The sequence below is a fragment of the Mucilaginibacter sp. P19 genome, from assembly GCF_050632265.1.
GTDB lineage: Bacteria > Bacteroidota > Bacteroidia > Sphingobacteriales > Sphingobacteriaceae > Mucilaginibacter > Mucilaginibacter gossypii.
Genome location: NZ_CP192586.1, coordinates 464,389 through 490,794, shown reverse-complemented (window position 1 = coordinate 490,794; position 26,406 = coordinate 464,389). Strand labels below are relative to the sequence as shown.

General features: G+C 42.2%; 28 protein-coding genes. 4 read left to right on the top strand and 24 right to left on the bottom strand.

The features are described from left to right. Nucleotides 1–31: 31 nt before the first annotated feature. Nucleotides 32–313, bottom strand: coding sequence for an acylphosphatase (locus tag ACQ86K_RS02435; protein ID WP_311084056.1), 282 nt, complete (start codon nt 311–313; stop codon nt 32–34). 130 nt (nt 314–443) lie between these two features. Here ACQ86K_RS02435 and ACQ86K_RS02430 point away from each other — a divergent pair, with 130 nt between their 5' ends. Beyond that, nucleotides 444–965 (top strand): YceI family protein, encoded by a 522-nt coding sequence (locus ACQ86K_RS02430; protein ID WP_091174596.1) that lies wholly within the window; start codon nt 444–446, stop codon nt 963–965. A gap of 108 nt (nt 966–1,073) precedes the next feature. Here ACQ86K_RS02430 and ACQ86K_RS02425 read toward each other — a convergent pair whose 3' ends face one another. Further along, nucleotides 1,074–2,243 carry an amidohydrolase family protein gene (locus ACQ86K_RS02425; protein WP_431199732.1) on the bottom strand — a complete coding sequence of 390 codons (1,170 nt, stop codon included), beginning with the start codon at nt 2,241–2,243 and terminating at the stop codon, nt 1,074–1,076. Between the two features lie 156 nt (nt 2,244–2,399). Here ACQ86K_RS02425 and rlmN point away from each other — a divergent pair, with 156 nt between their 5' ends. Then, the gene (gene rlmN, locus ACQ86K_RS02420; protein WP_091174591.1) at nt 2,400–3,467 is read left to right on the top strand and encodes a 23S rRNA (adenine(2503)-C(2))-methyltransferase RlmN; all 1,068 of its coding nucleotides are present in this window, start codon (nt 2,400–2,402) and stop codon (nt 3,465–3,467) included. 23 nt (nt 3,468–3,490) lie between these two features. Continuing rightward, nucleotides 3,491–4,189 carry a ComF family protein gene (locus tag ACQ86K_RS02415; protein WP_431199731.1) on the top strand — a complete coding sequence of 233 codons (699 nt, stop codon included), beginning with the start codon at nt 3,491–3,493 and terminating at the stop codon, nt 4,187–4,189. A gap of 202 nt (nt 4,190–4,391) precedes the next feature. Here ACQ86K_RS02415 and ACQ86K_RS02410 read toward each other — a convergent pair whose 3' ends face one another. The 6 genes from ACQ86K_RS02410 to ACQ86K_RS02385 form a co-directional block, all read right to left on the bottom strand. Further along, nucleotides 4,392–6,659 (bottom strand): PAS domain-containing protein, encoded by a 2,268-nt coding sequence (locus ACQ86K_RS02410; protein WP_431199730.1) that lies wholly within the window; start codon nt 6,657–6,659, stop codon nt 4,392–4,394. Then, nucleotides 6,575–7,519 carry a GAF domain-containing protein gene (locus ACQ86K_RS02405; RefSeq protein ID WP_431199729.1) on the bottom strand — a complete coding sequence of 315 codons (945 nt, stop codon included), beginning with the start codon at nt 7,517–7,519 and terminating at the stop codon, nt 6,575–6,577. Before ACQ86K_RS02405 ends, ACQ86K_RS02410 begins: the two co-directional genes overlap by 85 nt. 3 nt (nt 7,520–7,522) lie before the next feature. Continuing rightward, nucleotides 7,523–8,809 (bottom strand): serine hydroxymethyltransferase, encoded by a 1,287-nt coding sequence (gene glyA / locus ACQ86K_RS02400; RefSeq protein ID WP_091174585.1) that lies wholly within the window; start codon nt 8,807–8,809, stop codon nt 7,523–7,525. A 199-nt stretch (nt 8,810–9,008) separates the two neighbouring features. Next, complete coding sequence (locus tag ACQ86K_RS02395; protein WP_091174583.1) at nt 9,009–9,311, bottom strand: type II toxin-antitoxin system RelE/ParE family toxin; 303 nt, start codon at nt 9,309–9,311, stop codon at nt 9,009–9,011. Then, the gene (locus ACQ86K_RS02390) at nt 9,308–9,541 is read right to left on the bottom strand and encodes a hypothetical protein (RefSeq protein WP_091174579.1); all 234 of its coding nucleotides are present in this window, start codon (nt 9,539–9,541) and stop codon (nt 9,308–9,310) included. Before ACQ86K_RS02390 ends, ACQ86K_RS02395 begins: the two co-directional genes overlap by 4 nt. Nucleotides 9,542–9,578: 37 nt before the next feature. Next, nucleotides 9,579–10,328, bottom strand: a complete 750-nt coding sequence (locus ACQ86K_RS02385; RefSeq protein WP_091174577.1) for a segregation and condensation protein A — start codon at nt 10,326–10,328, stop codon at nt 9,579–9,581. 240 nt (nt 10,329–10,568) lie between these two features. Between ACQ86K_RS02385 and dxs the strand changes: the two genes are divergently transcribed. Continuing rightward, nucleotides 10,569–12,500 carry a 1-deoxy-D-xylulose-5-phosphate synthase gene (dxs, locus tag ACQ86K_RS02380; protein ID WP_091174572.1) on the top strand — a complete coding sequence of 644 codons (1,932 nt, stop codon included), beginning with the start codon at nt 10,569–10,571 and terminating at the stop codon, nt 12,498–12,500. A 91-nt stretch (nt 12,501–12,591) separates the two neighbouring features. Here the strand turns inward: dxs and ACQ86K_RS02375 are convergent, their stop codons facing one another. The 16 genes from ACQ86K_RS02375 to ACQ86K_RS02300 form a co-directional block, all read right to left on the bottom strand. Further along, the gene (locus tag ACQ86K_RS02375; protein WP_431199728.1) at nt 12,592–13,068 is read right to left on the bottom strand and encodes a hypothetical protein; all 477 of its coding nucleotides are present in this window, start codon (nt 13,066–13,068) and stop codon (nt 12,592–12,594) included. 37 nt (nt 13,069–13,105) lie between these two features. After that, complete coding sequence (locus ACQ86K_RS02370) at nt 13,106–14,176, bottom strand: hypothetical protein (RefSeq protein ID WP_431199727.1); 1,071 nt, start codon at nt 14,174–14,176, stop codon at nt 13,106–13,108. A gap of 28 nt (nt 14,177–14,204) precedes the next feature. Then, nucleotides 14,205–15,341 carry a GDP-mannose 4,6-dehydratase gene (gene gmd, locus ACQ86K_RS02365; protein WP_091174568.1) on the bottom strand — a complete coding sequence of 379 codons (1,137 nt, stop codon included), beginning with the start codon at nt 15,339–15,341 and terminating at the stop codon, nt 14,205–14,207. A 145-nt stretch (nt 15,342–15,486) separates the two neighbouring features. After that, nucleotides 15,487–16,050, bottom strand: a complete 564-nt coding sequence (locus ACQ86K_RS02360; RefSeq protein ID WP_091174567.1) for a DUF3109 family protein — start codon at nt 16,048–16,050, stop codon at nt 15,487–15,489. Nucleotides 16,051–16,064: 14 nt separating this feature from the next. Beyond that, nucleotides 16,065–16,859 carry a DUF3108 domain-containing protein gene (locus tag ACQ86K_RS02355; protein WP_091174566.1) on the bottom strand — a complete coding sequence of 265 codons (795 nt, stop codon included), beginning with the start codon at nt 16,857–16,859 and terminating at the stop codon, nt 16,065–16,067. 95 nt (nt 16,860–16,954) lie between these two features. After that, a complete protein-coding gene (locus ACQ86K_RS02350) occupies nt 16,955–17,470 on the bottom strand; it encodes a DUF2480 family protein (RefSeq protein ID WP_090534980.1) in 516 nt (171 codons plus the stop codon). 205 nt (nt 17,471–17,675) lie between these two features. Further along, complete coding sequence (locus tag ACQ86K_RS02345) at nt 17,676–19,793, bottom strand: peptidylprolyl isomerase (RefSeq protein WP_256337538.1); 2,118 nt, start codon at nt 19,791–19,793, stop codon at nt 17,676–17,678. A gap of 103 nt (nt 19,794–19,896) precedes the next feature. After that, entirely contained in the window at nt 19,897–20,475 is a 579-nt protein-coding gene (gene lptC / locus ACQ86K_RS02340; RefSeq protein WP_091174560.1) for an LPS export ABC transporter periplasmic protein LptC, read from the bottom strand. A 9-nt stretch (nt 20,476–20,484) separates the two neighbouring features. Further along, nucleotides 20,485–21,807: a hypothetical protein gene (locus ACQ86K_RS02335; RefSeq protein ID WP_091174558.1), complete on the bottom strand. Its 1,323-nt coding sequence runs from the start codon at nt 21,805–21,807 to the stop codon at nt 20,485–20,487. Next, nucleotides 21,800–22,312 (bottom strand): type III pantothenate kinase, encoded by a 513-nt coding sequence (locus ACQ86K_RS02330; protein ID WP_431199726.1) that lies wholly within the window; start codon nt 22,310–22,312, stop codon nt 21,800–21,802. The genes ACQ86K_RS02335 and ACQ86K_RS02330 overlap by 8 nt, the downstream gene beginning before the upstream one ends. A gap of 7 nt (nt 22,313–22,319) precedes the next feature. Further along, nucleotides 22,320–22,541: a hypothetical protein gene (locus ACQ86K_RS02325; RefSeq protein WP_431199725.1), complete on the bottom strand. Its 222-nt coding sequence runs from the start codon at nt 22,539–22,541 to the stop codon at nt 22,320–22,322. Next, the gene (gene purQ / locus ACQ86K_RS02320) at nt 22,541–23,233 is read right to left on the bottom strand and encodes a phosphoribosylformylglycinamidine synthase subunit PurQ (RefSeq protein WP_091174553.1); all 693 of its coding nucleotides are present in this window, start codon (nt 23,231–23,233) and stop codon (nt 22,541–22,543) included. Before purQ ends, ACQ86K_RS02325 begins: the two co-directional genes overlap by 1 nt. A gap of 100 nt (nt 23,234–23,333) precedes the next feature. Then, nucleotides 23,334–24,320 (bottom strand): DUF6427 family protein, encoded by a 987-nt coding sequence (locus ACQ86K_RS02315; protein WP_091174550.1) that lies wholly within the window; start codon nt 24,318–24,320, stop codon nt 23,334–23,336. A 62-nt stretch (nt 24,321–24,382) separates the two neighbouring features. Then, entirely contained in the window at nt 24,383–25,015 is a 633-nt protein-coding gene (locus ACQ86K_RS02310; protein WP_431199724.1) for a glycosyltransferase family protein, read from the bottom strand. Continuing rightward, nucleotides 24,949–25,371 carry a glycosyltransferase family protein gene (locus ACQ86K_RS02305; RefSeq protein WP_431199723.1) on the bottom strand — a complete coding sequence of 141 codons (423 nt, stop codon included), beginning with the start codon at nt 25,369–25,371 and terminating at the stop codon, nt 24,949–24,951. Before ACQ86K_RS02305 ends, ACQ86K_RS02310 begins: the two co-directional genes overlap by 67 nt. A 123-nt stretch (nt 25,372–25,494) precedes the next feature. Then, nucleotides 25,495–26,349, bottom strand: coding sequence for a UDP-2,3-diacylglucosamine diphosphatase (locus ACQ86K_RS02300; RefSeq protein WP_091174545.1), 855 nt, complete (start codon nt 26,347–26,349; stop codon nt 25,495–25,497). Between the last annotated feature and the right edge of the window lie 57 nt (nt 26,350–26,406).

The window sequence follows — 26,406 nt, the reverse complement described above, 5'->3', positions numbered from 1 at the left end:
GAGATATTCGATTTAATGGGTTTGTATTTAGTTACAAACGCCTTTTAACAACCTCAAAATTACGATAGTTTTTCAATTCGCCTTCATGGCTTTCAACAGCGGTCACTTCGGCGTCCTGAGGCCCTTCGTTACACCATTCCAAAAACATTTCGAGTGTAGAATTATCAGCTTCGGCTTCCATGTATACATCGCCATTGGGCTCGTTGAGCACAAAACCGCGAACACCAAGCTGATCGGCAACTGCTTTTGTTGATTTACGGTAAAAAACGCCGTGTACTTTGCCTTTAACTGTAATATTAATATGTTTGATCATCAGTATTATCGTATATTGATATTGCAAAGTTAACTTTTTCCTGCTAAGCAACCTTTTAACTTTACAAGCGTAATCACTACAAAACGCATTACATTTTATTTTGATTGATATAACTCTAAAATTCTATTTTATGAAAAAAATTATTTTTTCTGCCCTGATCATTGCTCTTACAACCTTTTCGGCTTTCGCTATTTTGGGCAACTGGAAAGTGAAAGACGATGAAGCCCAGGTAACTTTTGAAGGCCACAGGGTAAGCGGTTCATTCAGCGGCTTAAAAGCCGATATAACATTTGATAAAGACCATCCCGAACAAGCTAAAATTTCGGCAACTATCGATGTTACAACCGCAGCAACCGGTTTCTTTATTAAAACCAGCCACGTAAAATCGGCCCTGGGTGCCGACGATTATCCAACCATTAAATTTGAATCAACCTCGGTATCAAAAAGCGGTAACGGCTACGTTGCCAGCGGCAAGCTAACCATGAAAGGCAAAACCAATCCCGAAGCCATCCATTTTACGTTTGACGAAAAAGGCAGCGAGGCCGTGTTTAAAGGCGATTTTAAAGTACTGCCTCCTAAGTATGGCATCGACAGAAGCGGCACACCGCCCGAGGTTACTATCCATTTAGTTGTGCCGGTGAGTAAAGGATGATATCTGCACGAATCCTTGTATAGATTGCTTATAATTTAATCGAATTACACGAATGTTTCCTTGACGTTATTCGTGTAATTCGATCTAATTTGTGAAAATTAGTGTCAATTATATTAGTTTCTTTACTTTGGTTTCGGGGGTGATCTTAAACCCATCAAGGCCGCTGATCAGGTTCAGGCCCGGGGTTTTGCCTGCTTCAAGCGTACCTTTTTCATCGTCGATACCCAGGTATTCGGCTCCATTGCGGGTACCCCATTCAACCAGGCGCGGTAAGCTTATGGAAGGGAACTTTTGTTGAATAGCTCGCATCTCGCTCAGTAAACATAATTTGCTGTTTGATGCAAGGCTATCAGTACCAAGGGTAATATTAAAACCCTGGTCAACAAAAAGATCAATTTTAGGTAAACGCCCCTCAATATAAAGATTGGCATTAGGGCAAAAACACCAGTTTATCTTCCTGTCAAATCGTTTTATGAAATAAATATCTTTCAGGTTGGTACAGGTATTATGTACCAGCAAAACCTTTTGTTTGTTAGAGAGTAGCGGGATAATAGATTGTACCGAGTTACGGGCCTGTGGCTTGAAATAGGATATATCCATACCAAAATGCTCGTACAACTCTAAAAAAGCACCAAGCTTATACCGGTAAAATTTGTTCTCATCCTCACACTCCTGGTTATGGATACTGAGCAGGTTTTCATCGTTGGTATCGCTGTGCTTTTTAATCAACTTAAATAACTCCTTTGATACCGAATACGGTGCATGCGGGGTTATAGAACATGAGCCGGGCTTAAATTCATTGAGCAGGGCCAGCGCTTTTTCAAAAACTTCAGCAGCCTTTTCGGGCAAAAAACCAAAAGTTTCAACAAAGGTATGATAGTATAATTTGCTTTGTTTTTTCATCGCAACACTGTTATTAGTGTTGGAGACATCACCAACGGCTACAATGCCGTTATCATACATTTCCTGATCAGCTTTAGCTATGGCATCAAGAACCTCCTGCTGATCGGTACTGCGTAAAGATTGAACGTCTTTTATAAAATTTACCAGGCCGCCTTTGGGCTTTACTTTATCTTTTAAATGAGAAAGTTCGGTATGGCAATGCGTATTAATAAATCCGGGGCAAATAACTCCGCTTACTTGTTGCACATGCCCGCTGGGAGGCTTGTTACTATCGGTAACAGCGATGATCTTACCTTGATCATCAACAGTGACTATACCATTTTTAATCGGATCGGCATAAACAGGAAAAACGTAATCGGCTCTAAAACTTTTCATTAAAATTTAAACTTGGTATCGTAACACATAACGTTTTTCAAAACAATCTGTCCTGCAAAATAAGTACAATTAACTTTTAGTTATTGTTTTTTATTAGCCAAAAAAGAATGACTTTAAAAAAAGATAGATTTTTTTAAATTTAAGTACTTTTGCACTGTGAACAATACAAAAGATAAAATCGACATCCGCAGCCTGAGCCTGAATGCTTTACAGGAGCATTTTATCCGTATGGATGAAAAAGGCTTCAGGGCAAAACAGGTGTATGAATGGCTTTGGAAAAAATCTTGCTTTTCTTTCAACGAGATGAGCAATATTTCAAAAGAACTCCGTGCTAAACTGGATGCAAATTTTGTAATTAATAATGTAAAAATTAATTCTTCACAGGTTAGTGCTGATAAAACTATAAAAAATTCTTTTATTTTACACGATAACCACTTAATTGAGGGCGTTTTAATTCCAACTCCCGGCCGTATGACGGCCTGTGTATCATCGCAGGTGGGTTGTAGTCTTACCTGTAAATTTTGTGCCACCGGCTATATGGAGCGCAAAAGGAACCTCAACCCCGATGAAATTTACGACCAGGTAGTTTTAATTGATCAGCAGGCCCGCGAAAACTACAATCAGCCTTTATCAAATATTGTTTACATGGGCATGGGCGAGCCGTTGCTCAACTATGCCAATATGATGAAGTCGATAGAGCGCATCACATCCGAGGATGGGCTTAACATGGCTGCCAAACGCATTACCGTATCAACAGCCGGCATTGCCAAAATGATCAAAAAACTGGGCGACGACCAGGTAAAATTTAACCTTGCCCTTTCCCTTCACGCGGCAAACGACGAAAAACGGAATACTATTATGCCCATCAACGAGCAAAACTCGTTAAAGGCCCTGGCCGAGGCATTGAAATATTACTACGCCAAAACCAAAAACCCGGTGACCTACGAGTACATTATTTTTGATGGTGTGAACGATGGCATCCAGGACGCTATGGAGCTGGCTAAATTTTGCAAACACCTGCCTTGCAAAGTTAACATCATTGAATACAATCCTATCGCTTTTGCCAGCTACATCAATGCCGGCGAAGATAAAGTTGAAGCATTTGCTGATTACCTCACCAAACAAGGTATTAACACGCACCTCCGCCGGAGCCGCGGCAAGGATATTGACGCCGCCTGCGGACAGCTCGCCATCAAAGAAAAAGATAAACTGGCCGAAGTTTAAAAAATCCGTATTAAATTGAGGGCATGAAATTACTGCGTGCCTACCTTTCAGATTTTGCCGCCCTGCTGTTCCCGGAACTTTGCCCGGCCTGCCAGGCCAGCTTGGTAGCAGGTGAGCATATCATTTGCAGCGATTGCCGCTTTAATTTACCCTTTACCAATTTTCATCAGCAGCCTGCTAATATTGTAGCCCAGCAATTTTGGGGTAAAATTAATGTTGAAGCTGCCTACGCGCTCTATTATTTTCATAAAGGAGGAAAAATCCAAAACCTGATGCACCATTTTAAATACAAAGGCATGCACCAGATCGGCAGTCTGCTTGGCGTCATAGCAGGGGCACAGCTGGCCGCAAATGATATTTTTAATACGGCAGATGTAATTATTCCGGTGCCGCTCCATCAGCGCCGCCTGCGCGAACGTGGCTACAACCAAAGCGCCTGCTTTGCCCATGGCCTTGCCGAAAAGTTAAAGGGGGTGGTTGATGAGCACAGCCTTGTACGTACAGTGGCCACTAAAACGCAAACTCAACGATCACGCTTTGCCCGGTTTGAAAATATGCAGCATGTATTTGCTGTTAAAGATGCGGCTGCACTTGAAGGCAAACATGTATTACTGGTCGACGATATAGTAACTACCGGCTCAACGCTTGAAGCCTGCGGGGCGGAGTTATTGAAAGTTCCTGGTTTGAAGTTGAGTATAGCTACCATAGCTTATGCGGTGTAGGATCATAATCGAATAAGATTATACTAATCATGCCATTGCGAGGAGCAACATAGGGATAAGTCAGGGATGCGACATGGCAATCGCATACTACACAGGGCGGTCATGCTTCCATGCGATGGCCGCGCTATCGCAATGACACCTGTTTTAGTACCGGGATTTAAACAAACTAACCTCTAATCTTCAGTCTCTAATCAATAACAGCCTACTGCTGCTGGTACCTGCTTAATTTATCGTAAAGCACCCTCGGGTCAAAGGGTTTAAGGATATAGTCATTCATTCCGGCATTGTTAATCTCGCCCATTTGGTTGCTGAGCATAGAGGCCGTAAGGGCAATGATTGGTAACTGCTGGAAATAAGCTTCTGTTTTAGCGCGGATAATGCCTGTCGCTTCCAAACCGCCCATTTCGGGCATGTGGATATCCATCAGCACTACGTTGTAGTTGCGGTTGGTTTCAACCTTTTCAATAGCTTCAATGCCGTTTTCGGCAAAATCAGCGCTGGCACCCCATTTCTTTAATATCTTATTAATGAGCAGGCGGTTAATCTGATTGTCATCTACTACTAAAACATTTATTTTAAGTCCTTCTTCCACGTTATTACTATTTCTGTTCGACTGGTAGTCTCCTTTTTTAAAGCCTATGGTAAACCAAAATGTTGATCCCTGTCCTGGTACGCTGTCAACATTTATGCGCGAGTCGTGCAGTTCAATTAACCGCTTGCTGATAGCGAGGCCAAGGCCGGTACCTCCAAACTTGCGTGTAGTATCCAGTTCGGCCTGCTTAAACTGCTCAAATATAGTACCCAGTTTATTTGCTGCAATGCCTATGCCGGTATCAATTACTGCAAACCTGATGCGCACATCCTGTTCTGATTGCTGAATCACTTTCAGATCGATGGTAACTCCACCTTTCTCGGTAAATTTAATGGCATTACCAACAAGGTTTAGTAATATCTGGATAAGTCGGGTGCGGTCGCCCAAAATCACTTTGGGCATAGCCTCATCAATGCTTTTGCTAATATATATATTTTTTTCGGCGGCTTTATACTGCATGGAGCTTGTTATGCTTTGAACAAGCTCGGTCAAATCAACCCGCTCCTTCTCCAGCTCAACATTCCCGGTTTCGATCTTGGCAAAATCAAGCACATCATTGATCAGTGTCATCAGGTTTTCGGCCGAGAATTTCAGGATGTTAAGGTTTTCCTTTTGCCCATCAAGCGGATCATCCTCCAGTAACAAATGCGACATACCAATTACGGCATTCAGCGGCGTACGGATCTCGTGGCTCATTACTGATATGAACATATCTTTGGCGCGACTCAGCTGTACAGCTTCCTCCCGGGCATTAATGAGTTCAATTTCAGCCTTCTTTTTAGCAGTTATGTCAATGATAACCTCTATGTATTTATCAACTTCGCCCTTACTGTTAATAATCACCGAGTTGATCACCGAAATCCACAAAGGCTGCCTGTCTTTCCGGTAAACCAGCAGGTCAACCTCAAATGATTGTTTATTGCGGGATAACTCCCGTGCCTTTTGGATAATAGATACGTCGGTAAGCTCCCCTTTTAGCACATCGCCAAGATGGTTGTCTTTCACATCAAGCAAAGTATAGCCGGTTATTTGCTCAAACGCTTTATTGACCCACTCAACCTTACCATCGCTGTTATTAATTACCACGCCACTGGCAGTACTGCTGGCCACCAACGAAAGCATGTTTACCTGCTCTTCAGTTTTCTTACGTTCGGTGATGTCAACCATTACAGCTATCTGTCTTTCAACACTGCCTGTTTCATTAAATAAAGGGCTATTTGACAGAAAGATCCAGATCGGGGTTTTGTCCTTTTTATAAACTTTTATTTCAACTTCATATCCCCGTTTTTCCTCTACAGCTTTTACTGCCGCCTTAAACACATTAAGGTCGGTATCTTCACCAACCAGCATGGTACCAAACATTTTACCACGCATTTCGTCAAACGTATAACCTGTTATATTCTCCAGGGCTTCATTCATCCAGATCACCTCGCCAGTATTACTGCGGATCAGGATGCCGCTTGGCGATTTACGGGCCGCGAAGGACAGTATCTCCAGTTCCTGTTCTATTTTTTTACGCTGGGTTATATCAATAATAACCCTGATAAATTTATCTGTTTGGCCGGCACTGTCGCGGATCACCGAGTTAAATACCGAGATCCAAACCGGTTCACCACCTTTTTTATCTATCAACAAGTCTACTTCGTAAGATACCTGGTTGCGGATGGCTTCATCAAGCCGTTTTACAGCTTCGGCATCCAACGGTACACCTTTAAGCACATCGCGCAGGCGCCGGTTTTCTACATCGGCCTGGTTATAGCCGGTTATTTGCTCAAAAGCTTCATTGGTCCATATCACCTCATCTGCCGCATTGCTGATAACCACACCACTGGTAACCCTACTTGCCACCAATGATAATAATGCCAATTCATTGGCCACCTTTTTTGATAGCTGATATCGCGCCCGCTGGCAAACCATTTATCACTTTTAAAAGTTACCGACCAGCTGATGCATTTAATATCGCCCGACGGTGTTATAATATTTGCTTCTATTTCGAAATGGCGTTGCTGCCTGCCTAATCCTTTTTTCAGGGCCGACAGCGATTTAGCCCGCTCTTCTTCCTGGAAAAAGCTCCAGATAGGTTTACCTATAACCTCAACGGGCGAATAGCCTAAAACAGATTTGGCAGAACGATTGATTTGCTCAATGATAAAATCCCGGTCCATAATGCAATGGATATCAGGAGAACTGTCAAAAAGATTATGAAACTCCTGATGGCTTTTCAAATTTTTCTCCAATTCAAGCTTCTGTTTCCGGAGCAGCAGGTGCGACATAACCTCATCGGCCAGCGTGCGTAGCGCGTCACGCTGTTCGGCTGTGAGCTTACGCGGCTTTGTATCAATCACACACAATGAGCCAAGCCTGTGGCCATCCGGGTCAATCAACGGCGCGCCGGCATAAAAACGTACGCCCATTTCATTGGCTGCGGGATTATCCTTAAACTCCTCATCTTCTTTGGAGTCGGCTATTTCAAGAAGTGCATCAGATTGGATGGTGCGGTTGCAAAAAGCGTCGGCGCGGGGTGTTTCCCCCACGTCGACGCCGTATGCTGATTTAAACCATTGTCTTTCGGCATCAAGCAGCGTTATCAGCGCTACCGGTACCTGGCATATGTAGGAGGCTAAACGCGTAATAGCGTCGTACTCCTTTTCAGGCATGGTATCCAAAACATTGTATGATTTAAGCGCTGCTAAGCGCTTATCTTCTATGTTTGATGGATCTTCCTGCCTTAGTGTCATTTTTTACTCTGAGTCCTTATCTCTGTACAACGGGAAGTCGTACATTAACTTGTGAACCCTTTTACGGATTTTCTTGATAGAATGTTCATTTTCAGGATCAGAAATTACAGCATCTATCAATTCAACAATATGCTCCATATGTTTTTCCTTCATCCCGCGGGTGGTGATAGCCGCAGTACCTACACGGATGCCTGAGGTTACAAATGGCGATTTATCATCATATGGCACCATATTTTTATTCACGGTGATATCGGCAGTTACCAAAGCATTTTCGGCAGCTTTGCCTGTAATATTTTTATTACGAAGATCGATCAGCATTAAATGATTATCGGTACCGCCAGATATGATCTGATAGCCCAGCTTCACAAATGCTTCGGCCATAGCATCGGCATTCTTTTTAACCTGCACAATGTATTTCATGTAGCTATCGCTCAAAGCCTCACCAAAAGCTACTGCTTTAGCAGCTATGATGTGCTCCAACGGGCCTCCCTGTGTACCTGGGAACACGGCCATATCCAATAATGACGACATCATCCTGATTTCGCCTTTTGGAGTTTTGATGCCGAATGGGTTTTCGAAATCCTTACCCATCATTATTAAGCCGCCACGAGGGCCGCGTAAAGTTTTGTGGGTAGTAGTAGTAACGATGTGGCAATGTGGCAGCGGATCAGTTAACAAGCCACGGGCAATTAAACCTGCCGGGTGCGAAATATCGGCCAGTACCAAAGCACCAACCTCATCAGCCACCTTACGGATAAACTCATAGTCCCAATCGCGCGAGTAAGCCGAAGCGCCTGCAATGATCAGTTTCGGTTTTTCGCGCAGGGCCACCTCTTTTAACTGAGCATAGTCAACCAAACCGGTTTCTTTACTTACACCATAAAAATGAGGTTCATACAATTTACCCGAAAAGTTAACAGGCGAACCATGCGTTAAGTGACCACCATGTGAAAGGTCAAAACCTAATATTTTATCGCCCGGCTGCAATACAGCAAGCATAACTGCCGCGTTTGCCTGTGCACCAGAATGAGGTTGTACGTTAACCCACTCGGCATTAAACAATTGCTTAGCGCGCTCGATAGCTATGGTTTCAATTTCGTCAACCACCTGGCAGCCGCCGTAATAGCGTTTGCCCGGTAAACCTTCGGCATATTTGTTGGTTGCAACAGAACCTGCAGCTTCCATAACCTGCCTGCTTACAAAATTCTCAGATGCTATAAGTTCAATGCCCTCTTCCTGGCGTTGCTGCTCTTCATCCAATAGCTTAAATATCAGTTTGTCTCTTTTCATTGTGTGTTTTTAACGGCGCTAAGTTACACAATTGATATAGATTTGAGATGTGAGATATGAGATTTGAGATACCGCAATGTTAAATTTTACTTAATAAAAAGTAAACATAATATTATTTGCTATTCAGGCTTTTACAGCGAATAAATTAATAGAATTTCATACAGCTACAATGACTATAGATTACTCATGCATTGCAGGTTTAGAATTTAAGTTTATCCGGATCAAGCCGATTATCCCAAAACATTAAAAGCTCGATAATATTATTAGCTTTTACACGATAAAACAAGCTTACCTGTTTTACAACGACACATTTATGTGTATCACTTTGTTTAGAATAGGGATAAAGTAACGGGTTATTGGATATGTGACCGATCACTTCATTGGTACGTTTAACAAAGGCTATCACCTCTTTAACAGTCCAGTTCTCATCGAGATATTCCAATATCTCATAATAGGTAAGTTCTGCAACAGGCGACCAAATGACAATCTCGCGTTGCATCATTTATTCAGAAAACGAGATTGTATTTTAGCCATTACCTCTTTGTGGGGAGTACCTTTACCTTGATCAAGCTGATTTTTTGCTTTATCAATAGCTTGCTGAACCGGTGTTGGAAGATCTGACCAAAAATCATTTTCGGATAAGCCCAACAATGAGTTTATTTCATTAAGTATATTATCATCGTTACTCTGAATTATCTTTTCTACTATTTTATACTTTAATGCAATATCCATAATTTGAAACTTTATTATAAAGTTAATAATTTTGATTTTAACTTTCCACTTTCGGTGAAATCCAAAAGTTATTATAACCCAATCCAATCTGGATATCTATCAGCTCCTGTTGCAACATTTCAAGCACCGCCAAAAAGTTATATACAAAATGAACTTTGTTTTCAGATTCTTTTGCGATTGCTTTAAAATCGAGCATTTTATTGATCTTAAGCAGATCAGCAACTGCCTTCTTTTGTTTTTCAATGGTGTAGGGATACTGTACTACCGTGTGTTTAACCTCCTCGCTGCGCCTGGTGAAATTGCGGATCATCCGTTCGTAAACAACCATGAGGCGGTAAAGCGTTAGCTCAGATAATTCTTCGCCGGGCACGGCTACTTTTTCAACCTGTTCGAGGTCATGTTTGATATTGCCGCGCTTTTCCTGTTTAAATCGCTCATCTTCCATGGGCCTGATCTCTTCACACACCTCTTTAAACTTTTTATACTCGATGAGTTTCCTGATCAGGTTTTCTTTGGTGTCCGGGTCATCGCCGGCCTCTTCGGTGCCGTAACGCGGCAACAGCATTTTGGCCTTAATGCGCATAAGTGTTGCTGCCACGAAAATAAATTCACTGGCAATTTCCATATTGAGGCTGCTCATCTGGTGCAGGTAGTGCAAAAAATCATCGGCAATTTTTGCTATTGGGATATCGTGAATATCCAGCTCATCGCGCTCAATGAAAAACAGCAGCAGGTCAAACGGGCCTTCAAACTGGGGTAACCTAATGGCAAAACTATCGTCGGTCATAAAATCCGGTCAAAAATAAACATTTCGGCCGGATTCATCGCAGCAAGAATTAAGCTGCAAAGCACAGACTTTCAGGTTTAAAAACAAACAATCCACTGCTTCTGTTGACCATCATAATATGCCTTAACCAAACTGTTTTCTTTGGCATATCCTGTTTGTTAAGTAATTTAATATCTTTATATACCCTGAATGTAACAATAATTAGTTTATTTTGCAGGTTAAATATCCTTACGAATGTCAATGCAGGTACCGGCCGGGAATTTATTACAAAAAATAAATTATCCATCTGATTTAAAGCTACTTAATGAAACAGAGCTTGAACAGGTATGCAAGGAACTACGCCAGTATATTATTGACGTAGTATCAGTTAATGGCGGGCACTTTGCCGCCAGCCTGGGTGTGGTTGAACTTACCGTAGCGCTACAATACGTACTTAATACGCCATACGATCAGTTAGTTTGGGATGTTGGGCACCAGGCTTACGGCCATAAAATACTTACCGGCCGCCGTGATGAGTTTCACACCAATCGCATTCATGGTGGCATCAGCGGCTTCCCAAAACGTTCGGAAAGCATATACGATACTTTTGGTGTAGGCCATTCATCAACTTCTATATCTGCCGCATTGGGTATGGCTGTTGCCTCTCATTATAAAGGCGAAACAGACAGGCAGCATGTAGCCGTAATTGGCGACGGCTCGATGACCGCAGGCATGGCCTTTGAAGCACTTAACCATGCCGGCATTGAAAACTCCAATCTGCTGGTGATTTTGAATGACAATAACATGGCCATCGACCCTAATGTTGGCGCATTGAAAGAATACCTGACTGACATAACCACGTCAAAGCCATACAACCGCTTCAGGGACGATATTGCCCACGTACTGGCCAAACTATCATCCATTGGCCCGGATGCCTTTAAAGTAGCCCAAAAACTCGAAAAAAGCATTAAAGGTACCCTGCTTAAACGCAGCAACTTTTTTGAAGCACTTAAGTTCCGTTATTTTGGCCCTATTGACGGGCATGATGTTAATCATCTGATAAAAGTTTTAAAGGACCTGCGCGATATTCCGGGACCTAAATTACTGCACTGTATCACGGTGAAAGGTAAAGGCTATGCCCTTGCCGAAAAAGACCAGACCAAGTGGCATGCTCCAGGCTTGTTTGACAAGATCACCGGCGAAATCAAAAAAACTAAATACGACAAGCCTCAGCCTCCTAAATACCAGGATGTGTTTGGACATAGTATCATTGAACTGGCCGAGCAAAACCCTAAGATCATGGGTATTACGCCGGCGATGCCATCAGGTTGTTCATTAAACCTGATGATGAAGGCCATGCCTAACCGTGCGTTTGACGTAGGTATTGCCGAGCAGCATGCGGTAACTTTCTCCGCCGGTTTAGCTACCCAGGGGCTCATTCCGTTCTGCAACATTTACTCCAGCTTTATGCAGCGGGCTTATGACCAGGTGATCCATGACGTGGCCATACAAAAGCTTAATGTAGTGTTTTGCCTTGACCGCGCAGGATTTGCCGGGGCAGATGGTGCTACTCACCATGGCGCTTATGACATGGCCTACATGCGCTGTATCCCCAATATGGTGGTATCTGCCCCCATGAACGAGGAAGAACTGCGCAACCTGATGTTTACTGCCCAGCAGGAAAACATGGGGCCATTCGTGATCAGGTATCCACGTGGTAATGGAGTTATGGTTGACTGGCAGCGTCCGTTCAAAGCCATCCCCGTAGGCAAAGGCCGTAAGGTTTGTGATGGCGATGATGTGGCTATCCTGTCTATTGGCGCTATCGGCAACGAGGTGATTAAAGCCACTGCCGAACTCAATGCCGAAGGTTATAACCCGGCCCATTACGATCTCCGCTTTGTAAAACCGCTTGATGAGGCTTTATTACATGACGTATTCAAAAACTTTAATAAAGTAATTACCGTTGAAGACGGCTGCATTGAAGGCGGCATGGGTAGCGCGGTACTTGAATTTATGGCCGATAATGGCTATACCAATATCCAGGTTAAACGCCTGGGTATCCCTGACAAGTTTATTGAACATGGCGACCAGCCCGAACTATGGGCCGACTGTGGCTTTGATGCCAACGGTATAGCTAGGCAAGTACGTAACATGGCTGAGAAACGCAATGTGAATACGATAGCGTCGTAATGCAAAATTGTTATTACGTACAAAACATAAAAAGCGACCATCAGTCGCTTTTTATGTTTTGTTAAAATTCTTTAATCACGCAGAGCCCCAACTAATTCGCTTTATACCTCGCCAAATCATTGTATATAGCACGGAATGAACTACGGATACCAAAGGTTAACATTGATGTTTTATCATTAAACTGGCTGTTCTTTTCACGGCGTACCAGGCCGCCAAGCTCAAACCTTAAGTTATATTTAGGGTTAATTAAATAGGCCACTTTTCCCTCCAGGTACACCATATTGGTGGTTAAGCCCTGCCCGGTGTAGTTGCCATATAACCTTGCCGGGTCACGATAGCCTTGAAAAGGGTCTTTACCATAGTTCAGGCCATTGACATCAAGCCCGTAATGCCCATAGTCGAGCTCTCCTGAAAAATCAAACCTTTTATATGAATAGTTAAGCAGTCCAACTACTTCGCGGAAATTGGCGCCCCAGGGATGTCCTATCGGCTCGCCATTTTCAGTGTAATTGATTACCGAAGAACGCTCTGAATAGGTATATGGTTTAACATTATTTGTCTCGAGCAAATAGTTTAAGCCTTTAACATTAAACAGGTTAGCCCCCTTACACCCAATTGAAATCCGTATTTATTGCGTGAGCTACCTTTACTTGAAAAAAGCTTGAAGACTCAAACTCGTCAAGCGAAAACTGACCATAAGCGGTGATGCCATCAGTTAGCTTATATTTAGCTGTAAATCCTATCAAAGCGTTATCGGGTGAGCCATTTGAAGCTTCAACAGGCCTTAAAAATATCACCGGGTTGATGTAAGTAAAATCAAACCCGCGTTTATGCCCTAAATCATCCTTAGCAGCCCATATCACCGCGTCAAAGAAACCGAGTGATAACCGATTAGATACGTTCCAGTCTAAATAGTGAAATACACCAAATTTTTTCCTGTCCCCATTATCTACTTTTACCGAAAGCGGGTCATTAAAATAAGTCCACATGGCCATATAACGCACATTGCCCAGCGTAGCCGTTAGCTTGAAAAATGGATATGGTGACGCATAATCAGATAATAATAATGACCGGTAGCCATCGCCAACAAAGGTTTTATCGCGCCCCGCGCTGATGTTCAAAAACTTTATCGGTGTATACGAAACGTTAGCCGTGATATATGACCAGCGGTATTCATTGCCGTAAATACCGGCGTACGCCTGCCCGGGGGCTATACCAACCTGGTTAACGTAGGTTTGTAAATAATTAGGTAATACCGCACGGTTTTCATATCCGGCCACATTATACGAAAAGTTTTTTCCGAAGGTACCGCCCAACTGGATCCCAAGCGTACCAAAATTGGTATTCTTTTTCCCTGAGAAATCACGGCTTAGATTAAAGTCGGGTAATAGATCGGCATAGAACGTGGAGTTGCTGCTTTTAACATCAATCTGATGTTCATTAAAAAAACGCCCTTTAAGATCGTTTAAGTTCATCAATGAGTCATAGTGAACTTTCAAAAGTGAGTCATCAACCATAAATGGTTTTAATGAACTATGTACCCTTGTTTTGGTTGAATAAATATCCTCATTTAGTTTCTGATAAAACTGGTAGTTATAAGGTTGATATATTGACTGGGCCTTCGCAAACCCGCTTATCAAAAGCAGTAAAATAATGCTTGTAAATATTCTCTTCATATAATGGTTTATATGGTTTTATACTTGGTTATTCAAAATAATTAGGCGTGTTAAACCCACCTTTTTTCAGATATTCATCTTTTTTTACCAGTTGCAGATCTGCCAGTACCATATCCGTCACCAATGCCTGCAGGTCATATTTTGGTTTCCAGCCGAGCTTATTATAAGCTTTGGCAGCATCTCCAATTAACAGATCAACCTCTGTCGGCCTGAAATACCTGGGGTCAACTTTTACAACAGTTTGCCCAAACCTCAAAGCCTCCAGGTTCAATCCAAGCGCGATAGCCCTTTCCTCATCAATATCAATAATCACCCCACGCTCGTTCTCATCCTTTCCGCTAAATTCAACTTCGATACCCAACTCCATGAAAGCCATCCTGATAAAATCGCGGACGGTGGTTGTTACGCCGGTTGCTATTACAAAGTCTTCGGCCCTTTCCTGCTGCAGCATCAGCCACATCGCCTCTATATAATCTTTGGCATGCCCCCAATCGCGCTGCGCCGAAAGGTTGCCTACATACAAACAGTTTTGCGAGCCAAGGGCTATTTTTGATGCTGCCCGGGTAATTTTCCGGGTAACGAAAGTTTCGCCCCTTACCGGGCTTTCATGGTTAAACAAAATCCCGTTGCAGGCATACATACCATAGGCTTCGCGATAATTAACTACAATCCAGTAGCCATATAGTTTTGCCACCGCGTAAGGTGAGCGTGGATAAAAGGGAGTGGTTTCACTTTGGGGCACAGCCTGCACCAAACCATACAGCTCGGATGTGGAAGCCTGATAGATGCGTGTTTTTTTGGTGAGATCAAGAAGCCTTACTGCTTCAAGAATACGTAGTACACCAACACCATCGGCATTGGCGGTATATTCGGGGGTTTCAAAGCTCACTTTTACATGGCTTTGTGCTGCAAGGTTATAAATTTCATCGGGCTGAACTTCCTGGATTAGCCTGATCAGATTTGTTGAATCGGTGAGGTCGCCATAATGCAGGCTGAATTTAACACCAGACTCATGCGGGTCATGGTATAAATGATCTATCCTGTCGGTATTTAATAAGGATGAGCGGCGTTTAACCCCGTGTACCTCATAGCCCTTCTTCAGCAAAAATTCTGCTAAATAAGCGCCATCCTGACCCGTTATGCCTGTTATTAAAGCCTTTTTCATTAATTATGACCGTAGATATATTAGGTAGTACAATAATATCCAATTTTATTGTAATTACCCCTATGACGTTCAATATATAGGTTTGGGCAGGCGTTATAGTACAGTTTAAAGAAAAAATATCCGGCTTAAAAAATTTTACAAAAGATTAAATCCCGGCAACGGTATCTTCCAGTTCCCGGTACCAATCTGCTCCGTATTTACGGATGAGCGGATCTTTCAAAAATTCGTGAACGCGTACTTTCAACTCATCCCCAAATGAACATGCAGGGCTGCAGATATTCCAACGGTCATAGTTTAAAACATCAAACTCGGGATAAGATGTTATGCGGATAGGATATAAATGGCACGATATGGGTTTTTTCCAATTAACGGCACCTTCTTCATACGCTTTTTCAATACCGCATTTAGTAATGCCGTTTTCCCATATTACATAGGCGCATTCTTTGTTGGTATCAACACAGGGCGTAGTATAATCCCCTTCAAAATCGGTAACGTAAACCCCTTCCTTTTCAATGGTTTTGATCCCTTTGGCGGTAAGGTAAGGCTTTACTTTGGGATAGATCTCTTTCAGGATATCGAGTTCATCGGCATTAAGTGGCGCGCCCGAATCTCCTTCAAGGCAGCAGGCACCCTTGCATTTATTTAAATTACATACAAAATTCTCTTTTACCACATCCTCGTGCAGTAATACATTGCCAACCTCAATCATTATCTTTTTTTAAATCAATCTTTTATAGGGTTCAAAGGATATTTAAGTCCTGTAGCCGATTTCAGGTCCATTGTTACGCTGCCTATCAGCACTTCAACGTGGGCCTTTACCGGGATCCTGTTCTTATCGTTGGTAACCCAAAGGTACAACTTGCTGTTTTTCCGAAAAATGCGCCCCGGAATAATTGCCGGGCTAAATTTAAGACAATTAAACTTACCAAGCGAACACTCAACCGTTTCAGTGCCAACATAGGTTATTTGCATACTGTGAAACCCGTCTTCCAGGAAATATTGCAGATCAAAAGTATCGCCCTGTTGCAGCTTTGAAACATCAATGGCCCGCGCAAAATAATAAGCCGATACAAAATCAAAAGATTCGCCCTTATACCCGAATGTTCCTTTATTTGCCGTTACCTTCTTGTCTTTCTGATCGAACGTAACATTGTCGGTATGCCTGTACTTACCTTCGCGCCTGTTTTCAGTATAAAAATAGGGCATCAACGTTGTTTGATCTACATATGATTCATAACGGTTGCGTACCTTGTAAAAAAGGTCGAAAGAGCCGGCGGTTTTGCCTTCGGCCACGAGATGAAATGTAGGGCGGTCATTATATTTCTTATCGCTGGCCTCTACCTTTATGGTAGCTTCGGCAGCAGTAAAAAAACCGTATTTCATCTTGTAGTCCAGTTGTTCACCTGCTTTAAAGATCGACTCATTGATCTTTTTCAGTTCCTGGGCAAATCCGCCCTTGCAGCAGGCTATAAAAAGCAGTACAGTAAAAAAATATTTATTTATCAGCAGTTTCTTCATTGATTAATAGCCCTTTTTAGCCGGGGCTTGTGATATGACAACTGCTATTATAAATGGTTTAAACTTGTTTTTATTGCGCACTGCCGCTTAAATACTTAATCCTTACGCTTATAGATAGGTACTGTTGAGCAAGGCTCACCAAACATGAGGCTTTTAACCACAGCACTCAGCTTTTTAGTCAGCTCAACATAAGCAGATACCGGCACTTCGGTATCGCCGCAACCTTTCAACACAATCCGCTGCCCACGGTATTGCTCAAAATCTGCTTTGGCTATTTCCTTTTCAAAAAGTACAGTTTCCAATACCTCTTTATCCCCAAAAACAATTTCGCGGGCGTAAGGGGCCATCCGGTTGGCCAGCAGCATATATGCCCAGGCTGGTACAATAGCATCGGCAGTGCAGGTGATACCTACATTTTTACCCTCATATTGCGCCCAGTCATGTTCTTTTATAAAGTCCCTGAAATCTTTCTCGCGAAGGATTAGGCCATGGAACAGGTTATCTTTAATATCATAAATGACGCGATCGCCGGCAGGATAAAAAGAAGCCGGGTCTAAGGTAACGAGGCCGCTCTGAGCTACCTTGTTTATTATGTTTTCCTGGATATCCATATCTTTTATATGAAAGCTAAAAGCTGAAGGCACAAAGCCTAAAGCCGCTTAGCTTGATTATCAATATTTATATAAGCTGAAAGCAGAACGCACAAAGTTTAAAGCTAATACTACTTAACTGCCCTATATAAAAGCCCGTATATAAACAAAAAATCCGGGAACGGCTTAACGCTGATCCCGGATGCAAATTTACTTTAAATTTTGTTTAGAAGAATTTAGCCCTGTTATCTTTTACAATTGCATTATCTTTTAATGCATCGAGCACCTGACCTTGTGAACGTTGTAAAAGCGCCTGGTTAATTTGTTCTTTTTGTTTAATAGCATTGGTTAGTGCCGGCGGGTTAGTGAAACCATTAACCACATATACATATACACCCTGTGCACCATCAACAGGTTTTGAAATTTTGTTGATTGCCGAACCAAAGATTGAACCGATAACTTTATACTCTGCCGATTGACCTGGGATAATAGGATTGGCAAATACAATGTTTTCAACCGGAACTACCTTGCTGCCTACTTTTTGGGCAACCTGGTCAATTGAAGTACCGCCGCTAAGGGCTGTGTCAAATTTCTCTTTCAATTGTTTAGCTTTAACCTCATTACGTACCATTGGCTCAATTTGCTTTTTAACAGCCTCAAGAGATAATGTACCTTTAGGTTTAATTTCGGTAAGGCGGCTTACTATATACTGGTCGCCTACGGTAAATACTTTATCGGTAATATCGCCTTTTTCCGCTTTGTAAGCCCATCTAACCACGTCACGCGCGTTGTCCAGGCCAGGAAGACCAGAAGCTATCGCAGTAACATCTTCGGCGGTACGGGGTTTCAAACCTTCTTTTTTAGCTTCCGCCTCAAAATTATCAGGTGTTAATGAGGCTAAGAATGCCTGGGCTTTGCTGTAAGCTACAGTTTGGGTTTTGCTGCTTGCAGTTAACGGCTTATCAACTACACCAACTTTAACCAGTTTAACAGAACCTTTCTGATCTTCAACCTGAATAACGTGGTAGCCAAATTGTGATTTCACAACAAGGATATCGCCTTTATTTGCTTTATAAGCAGCATTGTAATATTCAGGAACTAAATTGCCCTGACCGCCCATTGAGCCATTTGCGTCAAATGAAGGAATTTCACCGCCCTTTACTGCGCTGCCTTTATCGGCAGAGAAAGCTGTTGCAAGTTCGGCAAATGATTTACCGCCCTGGATTAATTTTTTAATTGAATCGGCTTTAGCTTTAGCTTTTTCTTCACCGCCTGCAGATGCAAGGTCGATCAGGATATGCCTGGTTTTAACCGAATCGAAAGTGGTTTTGGTATCAACCAGCTTAGCTACTTTATAGCTGCCGTTTTCAAGGTAAGGGCCATAAACAAATCCCTTAGCCGCACTAAACATGGTAGTATCCAGTTTAGGGTCAAGGCTGCCCTTACGCTGATAAGCCAAAGGCGCTTTGGTTTCGGCATTGATCTGCACAAAAAGCGAATCGTTAGGAGTAGTTTTGAATTCATTGGCTAATTTATCAGCTTGTTGTTTAACTGCCGCTGAGTCTTCTTTTGAAGGAGCTGCGTTAAAACTAACGTATTCAAAATTCCTTAACTCCTGCGGAGTTTTAAATGAAGCTTTGTGTGCATCATAATATGCGCTGTAATCAGCATCGGTTAAAGTAACTTTAGCATCAGGGATTGAAGCATAATCAAGCGATACATATTTAAAGTTAGCCAGCTTGTTTTTTGCTTCGTAATCATCTGTAGCTTCAAGCGAGTTTACATAAAGGCCGTTGGTAACTAAAGTCATGTATTTAGTAGCTTTTTTAGCTTCTATCAGGTCGATCACAAAATCGCTCCATGCTTTTTTCTGAGCAGGGTCGGCTTTGCCTGATTGCAGGTAGGCTTTGAACTGATCATACCTGCTGCGATCAAACTGACCGGTTTGCTGATCGGCAAACTGGCGGGCTATCTGCGGGTCGGGATTGTTATCACCGATCATTACGTTCATTTCATCATCACCAACAGTAAGGCCAAGTTTTTCAATCTCTTTACCTATCAGCAACTGGCTTAAATACTGGTTCCAGGTAGTTTCCTGCAGATAGCTTGCTATTTGCGGAGAGATACTTTGTCCCTGTTGTTTAAACTGTGCAGAGTTTTGCTCCAGCTTTTCGTTGAATTTGTCATAGGGCACTTTTTCGCCGTTTACAACGGCAAGCTCGTTACTATCGTCCCTGAAAAAGGAACCGCCCGATCTTACAACTTCGCTCACAATAAATGCAAGCAGCGCGAAACCAATAAAGAATGCGAGAATCTTCCCCATCCTTTCGCGCAAAAAACCCATTATACCCATATTATATTTATAATTATTCTATTCTTTTTAAGAGGGCGCAAGATACAATTTTTAACAAAATTCTATAACACAAAATTTTCGTTAAAAAAAGTCATTATTGTGTCGCTTTTTCATCAACATGAAACAGCCCGGTGCTGCTTTTAAAGGTAGGGTTTAAAAGCTTATCATCACTTTCAAAGGTATTGCCGTTCATAACATTACCGCCGCTAAGTGTGGCCTGAACAGGTTTATTAGAGTAAACCCGCTTGGTTACCTGGTCCCAAAATAATTCGTTTGATTTAAAGGTTTCGCCTTTGGCGTTGGTGGCAACTACGTTGCCATGAAACTCAATCAGCTTTTCCTGCTCACGCTGAATGCCGGTATCTGCAATGATATCGCCTGCAAACTGACCAGTTCCCCGATCATAGTAGTCGATCTTTACGCCTTTAGGCATAATTTTATAAGGTTTCTTGATCTGGTATTCGACCATCAACGGTGCAGTAAGATGGATCTCCACTTTTGCCGAATCGCTCATGATCAGATCAAGCCCTGTAGTGCGCTGGGCTACAGTATCAACCTCATTAGCTGAAATTTCCCTAACCTTTTTCAGGTCATTTTCGCACGAAGACAGGAAAGCCGCCATTGGCAACAGTAACAGGCATAATGCCGGTATGTTAACAGCTGGGCGGCTCATGACAACAAATTAGTCGAATTTATACTTGGTAAACCACTTATCGTTAAGAGTAAAGCCAAGGTGAATATTAACGTAGTTTTCTTTAACCAAACCGTTAACCAACGAACCGCGCTGACCTATTTCTGCCGCGATATTAATTTTATAGTAACTGCCGTTATTTGAGCGCAAAGGCAAGCCAACACCTACGGTACCAGCATAACGTTTAATAGTAGTACCGTTAATGTGCATATAGGTTTGATCGTATATAGCTCCTATGCGGTAATCAACAGTGGCAAGGTAGTTTCTGATGGTTGATATGTTTGGGGTATATGAACCACCGATATTGAAAGTTTTACTGTCCTGTAAACCCTGGTTTACGCCTGCAATGGATAAGTCGGACCATTTGCCCATGGAGTAATCGGCACCAACCAAAAATTTACCATCACTTTGGAAAGAGATCCCGAACCTGTTGATCTGCGGTAATTTTAATTTTGATTTAGGCCCGGTTGTGCTAACCACGCTATCGGCAGCTATGTCCTGATTTCCGTTTGCATCGTTAAAGTACTGGCTAACAATAAAGCTGCTTTGCGTGTGCAGTTTTGTACCTGCCGATGCCGAATAGCCAAATACAAGGTGCTTGGTTTCAGACAAATCAAATGAATACTGCAAGCCGTAATCATAGTTGATACCACCAATGGCATTGCTCGATTCAATTTTTGAGTTGATGGCACCTGCCAGACCAGGAATTTCGGTAGTAGCGATATCTTTAATATTACCAAATATGTACGATACGTTTGCACCTAATAACAAATGCTTACCGATGCCAAAACCATATCCCAAATATGCTTTTGATAAACTACCATCGCCGCTGTAACTGTAATTTGTCACGTTGGTATCGGCAGGAGAACCCGAGGTTCCTAATTTATTCACCGTTTTTTTAAAATTATAGCCGCGCTCACTGTATGGCAATAAACCAAAACTCAATGCCGAACGTTTTGAAGTAGGGATGGCGAACGCGATGTGGTTAAGCCTGAAATTGCTGTTTTTTTGGCTTGCCGAACCGGTTTGCGACAGATTTAAAAAATTTGCATATAAGCCAACATCAATGGTTGTAAGATTAATGGCACCGTATGAAGCCGGATTTATTACGTTGATATTGTTAAAAAGGCTTATCCTGTTTGTAGCTACAGCTATACCGCCCATACCTATGTTTTGGCCCATCAGTTGAGGATCAATATCACCAATACCGTAACGTGAATATGGAGAGCTTGAAGTTGCCGTTGATTGCGCATGTGCTGAAAAAGCGGCAACAGCCAATAAAAGTGTTATAAAAAACCGGGTATATTTAATCATTATGCTTTTGTATAGCTGCGTTTAATCCTTTTAAAACCAAATATGGTTCAATTTTTATGTAGCGGGCAAAGATGCTATTTTTCAATAGAGTATCAAAAAAAATGCTGTCGCCCCCGCTTAGTATAATGTTCAGTTGTCCGTCGCCGGTTTTATAACTTTCAATAAAACCGGTAAGCTCATATTTTATTCCGTTTTGTACTCCCGAACGGATGGCTGTGGTTGTATTGTTTCCGTATGGCGTATCAAAACCGGCATCGGGTTCAATAAGCGGCAAACCTGCCGTATAATTGTTTAAAGCCTTATAACGCATATTTAAGCCCGGCGATATGCTGCCGCCAAAATAATTTCCTGCGGTGTCAACACCATCATAAGTAATGGCTGTACCCCCGGTTATTACCAGGCTATTTTGCCCCGGGAACATATGATATGCTCCAATAACAGCTGCCAGCCTGTCGGGCCCGAGGGTTTCAGGGGTTAAATAATGGTTATTTATTCCGCTTGTCATTAAAGTATTAAAATGCGTCAGCGAAATTTTTTGCCCCAGCCCGGTCTGCCATGCTTCTGTATTTTTTTACCGACGACATGATTGCCTTAACAGGATGGTATTTGTTAAGCAAAGCATCCAGTACCGGCATATCAATGGTTTCATATTGGCTAACCTCAAGTATTTCATCCAGTTTAAAAACCGCGATTTTGATGAGCGTATTACCAATATCGATAACCAGGCTGGTCATCAGGCCCTAACTATTGATAATATTGATTCAAAAATAGCTAAACCATCTTCATTGGCTAACAAGGCGTCGGCAGCACGCTCCGGGTGTGGCATTAAACCAAATACATTCCTACCTAAGTTTGTAACACCTGCAATATTTTCCAATGATCCGTTAGGATTTGCATCAGCAGTGATATTGCCTGCCTCATCGCAGTACCTGAACATTACCTGGTCGTTATCGTTAAGGGCTTTGATCACATCTGCATCAGCGAAATAATTGCCTTCACCATGTGCAATCGGGATCCTTAGGGGTTGCTGCGGATCAAGCTGAGCGGTAAGTAATGATTTTGTTGTTTGCGGTTTTAAGTAAATGTTGCGGCAAATAAATTTGCGATTGGTGTTGTGCAATAGCGCACCCGGCAACAAACCGGCCTCGGTCAATATCTGGAAGCCATTGCAAATACCCATTACATAACCACCTTTGGCAGCAAACTGGATAACCTCCTGCATAATTGGCGAAAAACGGGAAATAGCGCCCGAACGCAGGTAATCGCCAAATGAAAAACCACCGGGTAAAACAACAAAGTCAACACCCTGCAGGTCATGATCTTTATGCCATAACCTTACCACTTGCTGACCCATCACTTTCTCTAATACATATATGATATCCTCATCACAATTAGAACCGGGAAATATAACTACTCCAAACTTCATCAGAATTATTTTTTAAATTGAGGTTGAACCTAAATAGCTTATTATATAGTTTCAGGCTACAAAACTAACATAACCGCCGAAATAAGGACGAATGTAAAAGTTAAAATTTGTTAAACTGAAAGTAAATGGTGCTGATAAACAACAACAAATACAGTATTTCATAAAACCAACGCCTGGTTGCATACAAAAAATAATAGGCAAAAAACACCGTTACCGGCACTGCACAAAGCAAAAAATGGCTCAGGCGAAATTCTGAATTGAGATAAAATGAAAGTGCTGTGATCAGAAAAATAAAAAACAACAGCTGGAATGTTTTACGAATCTGCACGTAACTTTTAAAGAAATTTTGCTGCAGCTTAAAAAAACATAGCACTAATATTACAATTACCGGCACCAGCAGCAGGTAGTTATAGGAGTTAATGCTGATATGATCGGGAAATTTTTTGCCTAAGGGCGACCAGATATGGCTAAACCGGGGCAGCATATCATTCATAAAATAAATAACCGCAAGGAAAAAGAACACGGTTACATACCCTAATATCGAAATAACCCATTCGCGCCAGTTAAAAGGCCTGAATATCATAAGCGCTATCCATATAACCAGAAACAAATAAATAAACGGAAAATAAACAAGCGAACCCACCGCCACGATCAAACCCAGGTCATAAGTTGTTGACTTAACATCCTCTCCCTTATACAGGTTGAATAATTTAAACAACATCCAGATGAGTAAGAAATTACATAAAAGCGGGGCACTTAAAGTTAAAAAGGGTGTAAACAAGCCCGAAAGCGTGATATACATCAGTGCCGGCAAAAAGGTTGGCTTGCCTAATAAATTATGATGATTAATTAACGAATTAAGCAATAAAGCTTGGATAAATACAAGCCCGCCGGCCAGTATCAAATTAAGCAACGGCGAAAACGCGTATTCATATTTTACGGGTACCAGCAGCCGTGCAAAGGGTTCTACAAAAATAAACTCAACCTTTTCGGGAACCTGCACCATGAAACCTATCCGGAGCACGAACAGCAAAATAGCCAGCCATATAATATTAAGGGGATTATAGTTCCTGAAAAGATTGATCATATGTGCGGCCGTGTTTGCGGTTGCAAAATTAGCAGAAAAACCGCTTAAGTTGCAATGCTTTACTACCTTGTATACTGCTTTACCAGTTTATCAACAATAGCGGCGGTTTCATCCGGAAAATCAACTACAATCTTTTTACTATCGTTGATCCAGTGGTTTAAATGGCCGTTAAACTTATCATTTATTTCGCTCACCACCGGAACACCTAACCTGGAGGCCGAAAGCGCGTTACACTGCTGTTCGTATTGCCCTTTCATGGGTATCATCATTACCTTTTTCTGTAAAAACAGGGCCTCGGCGGGGCCTTCAAAACCGCCCCCGGTAAGCAAACCTGTACAGCTTGCCAGGCTTTTGTTAAAAGCTTCATTATTTACGGGGAAGATCTCCACGTTTCCTGATTTGTAGGCCTGCTTTTGCCGTTTTGAAAACACCTGCCATTTAACCTCTTTTTCGGCACTTAAATATTTCAGCAGGGTTTTGTCATCATAAGCCGGCAGGTAAACTGTATAATGGCCCAGGTCGGAGGTTTCCATCTGCCTGATCTCGCTCCGGATTACAGGGGTATTGATAAAAGTATCATAGCGCTCAAAATGGAAACCTACATGATAGGTAGTAGGCGAATAGTTTTTTAAAAGCCATTGCGCAAAAGGATCTTTTTTTCGGGGCGCGGTGTTTTTGGTGATACAAACGAACACTGGTGACTTAAGGATACCGACGGTACACCCCGTAATTTACAAGCCCATGCACTTACAGGTTCAAAATCATTGATGATAAGATCATATTGTTTCAGGGGAAGGCTCCGCAGATCGCGCTGAAACTGGCGCAGGTTCATGATTTTCCAGGTAGCCCAGTTATCTACGCCGCCATTGGTACCAAATACAAAGCTTACACCATGAAAGCGATATTTCAGGGGTTGTGATAATGATACTTCTGCTTCGGTGCCGCTCACCAGCAGGTCAAGCTCGCCGTATTGTTGCAGCAAGGGCACAATTTCCCTTGCCCGGCTTATATGTCCGTTACCTGTTCCCTGTATACCAAACAGTATCTTCATTAAAATAAATTATTTTCAAATAGGATGATGATTATGCTGCGCAGATGCAACGGATGCACTGATTTATCCGCAACAATATTCAGGGGCTTAATTTAGTAAAGAAAAATGTTTTCGGTAAGTAATTTAATCGTGTTCGTGTTTAAAGCGCTCCAACAAGTTTTTAACATCGAGCATAGCGTTCAGATCTTCCGAATCAGTTTTGTCTTCTTCATCAGCATCTGTATTGAAATCATCCGGCTTGTATTTAAACACTTCCCATTTGCCATTGTGATATTCAAGAGCGCTTAAACTTTCTACCCAATCGCCCGAGTTAAGGTAAAGTACCGAGCCTGTATTTTGTGTAGACGTAATTTCCCTGATTTCGGCATGGTGAATGTGACCGCAGATCACGTAGCCATATTGTTTATCGACAGCCAGATCGGCCGCGGTTTGCTCAAATTGGTTAATGAATTTTACTGCTTCTTTAAAACTGGCTTTCACCTTTTGCGAAAAGCTCATTTTTTGCCTGCCAATAGCGGTAAGGAACCAGTTTACAAAACTGTTGATCAAAATCAATGTGTCATAACCAACCGCCCCGAGTTTAGCCAGCCATTTGGAGTGCTGCATGGTAACGTCAAACACGTCGCCATGAAAGATCCAGGCTTTTTTACCATCGATATTTAACACGAGCTTATCAAGCAGCTGAAAAGTGCCCATGTTAAAATCGGTAAACTTGCGCAGCATTTCGTCATGGTTGCCGGTTAAATAATAAACCGGGATGCCATCGGTAACAAACTTCAGGATGCGGCGCACTACTTTCATATGTGCCTCGGGCCAGTATGATTTACTAAATTGCCAAATATCAATAATATCGCCGTTAAGGATAAGGATTTTGGGCTTGATGCTTTTTAAATATTTAAGCAACTCTTTTGCGTGACAGCCGTAAGTACCAAGGTGCACATCAGATATTACTACAATATCAACTTCGCGTTTTGCCATTAAATTAAGGGGCTATTTTACAGGCCGGCAAGATATGCCGGAAAACAACATTTTCAT

What these genes read in the sequence shown, in the direction of transcription:
- ACQ86K_RS02405 (WP_431199729.1), bottom strand. Translation starts at nt 7,519, where the DNA reads ATGACACTAAGGCAGGAAGATCCATCAAACATAGAAGATAAGCGCTTA.
- ACQ86K_RS02415 (WP_431199731.1), top strand. Translation starts at nt 3,491, where the DNA reads ATGAAATTACTGCGTGCCTACCTTTCAGATTTTGCCGCCCTGCTGTTC.
- ACQ86K_RS02330 (WP_431199726.1), bottom strand. Translation starts at nt 22,312, where the DNA reads ATGACAAGCGGAATAAATAACCATTATTTAACCCCTGAAACCCTCGGG.
- ACQ86K_RS02350 (WP_090534980.1), bottom strand. Translation starts at nt 17,470, where the DNA reads ATGGATATCCAGGAAAACATAATAAACAAGGTAGCTCAGAGCGGCCTC.
- ACQ86K_RS02300 (WP_091174545.1), bottom strand. Translation starts at nt 26,349, where the DNA reads ATGGCAAAACGCGAAGTTGATATTGTAGTAATATCTGATGTGCACCTT.
- ACQ86K_RS02385 (WP_091174577.1), bottom strand. Translation starts at nt 10,328, where the DNA reads ATGACCGACGATAGTTTTGCCATTAGGTTACCCCAGTTTGAAGGCCCG.
- ACQ86K_RS02315 (WP_091174550.1), bottom strand. Translation starts at nt 24,320, where the DNA reads ATGATCAATCTTTTCAGGAACTATAATCCCCTTAATATTATATGGCTG.
- ACQ86K_RS02345 (WP_256337538.1), bottom strand. Translation starts at nt 19,793, where the DNA reads ATGGGTTTTTTGCGCGAAAGGATGGGGAAGATTCTCGCATTCTTTATT.
- ACQ86K_RS02435 (WP_311084056.1), bottom strand. Translation starts at nt 313, where the DNA reads ATGATCAAACATATTAATATTACAGTTAAAGGCAAAGTACACGGCGTT.
- ACQ86K_RS02355 (WP_091174566.1), bottom strand. Translation starts at nt 16,859, where the DNA reads ATGAAGAAACTGCTGATAAATAAATATTTTTTTACTGTACTGCTTTTT.
- gmd (WP_091174568.1), bottom strand. Translation starts at nt 15,341, where the DNA reads ATGAAAAAGGCTTTAATAACAGGCATAACGGGTCAGGATGGCGCTTAT.
- ACQ86K_RS02325 (WP_431199725.1), bottom strand. Translation starts at nt 22,541, where the DNA reads ATGACCAGCCTGGTTATCGATATTGGTAATACGCTCATCAAAATCGCG.
- ACQ86K_RS02390 (WP_091174579.1), bottom strand. Translation starts at nt 9,541, where the DNA reads ATGGATATTGCATTAAAGTATAAAATAGTAGAAAAGATAATTCAGAGT.
- ACQ86K_RS02430 (WP_091174596.1), top strand. Translation starts at nt 444, where the DNA reads ATGAAAAAAATTATTTTTTCTGCCCTGATCATTGCTCTTACAACCTTT.
- purQ (WP_091174553.1), bottom strand. Translation starts at nt 23,233, where the DNA reads ATGAAGTTTGGAGTAGTTATATTTCCCGGTTCTAATTGTGATGAGGAT.
- ACQ86K_RS02360 (WP_091174567.1), bottom strand. Translation starts at nt 16,050, where the DNA reads ATGATTGAGGTTGGCAATGTATTACTGCACGAGGATGTGGTAAAAGAG.
- ACQ86K_RS02370 (WP_431199727.1), bottom strand. Translation starts at nt 14,176, where the DNA reads ATGAAGAGAATATTTACAAGCATTATTTTACTGCTTTTGATAAGCGGG.
- glyA (WP_091174585.1), bottom strand. Translation starts at nt 8,809, where the DNA reads ATGAAAAGAGACAAACTGATATTTAAGCTATTGGATGAAGAGCAGCAA.
- ACQ86K_RS02425 (WP_431199732.1), bottom strand. Translation starts at nt 2,243, where the DNA reads ATGAAAAGTTTTAGAGCCGATTACGTTTTTCCTGTTTATGCCGATCCG.
- ACQ86K_RS02305 (WP_431199723.1), bottom strand. Translation starts at nt 25,371, where the DNA reads ATGAAGATACTGTTTGGTATACAGGGAACAGGTAACGGACATATAAGC.
- lptC (WP_091174560.1), bottom strand. Translation starts at nt 20,475, where the DNA reads ATGAGCCGCCCAGCTGTTAACATACCGGCATTATGCCTGTTACTGTTG.
- ACQ86K_RS02335 (WP_091174558.1), bottom strand. Translation starts at nt 21,807, where the DNA reads ATGATTAAATATACCCGGTTTTTTATAACACTTTTATTGGCTGTTGCC.
- ACQ86K_RS02395 (WP_091174583.1), bottom strand. Translation starts at nt 9,311, where the DNA reads ATGATGCAACGCGAGATTGTCATTTGGTCGCCTGTTGCAGAACTTACC.
- dxs (WP_091174572.1), top strand. Translation starts at nt 10,569, where the DNA reads ATGCAGGTACCGGCCGGGAATTTATTACAAAAAATAAATTATCCATCT.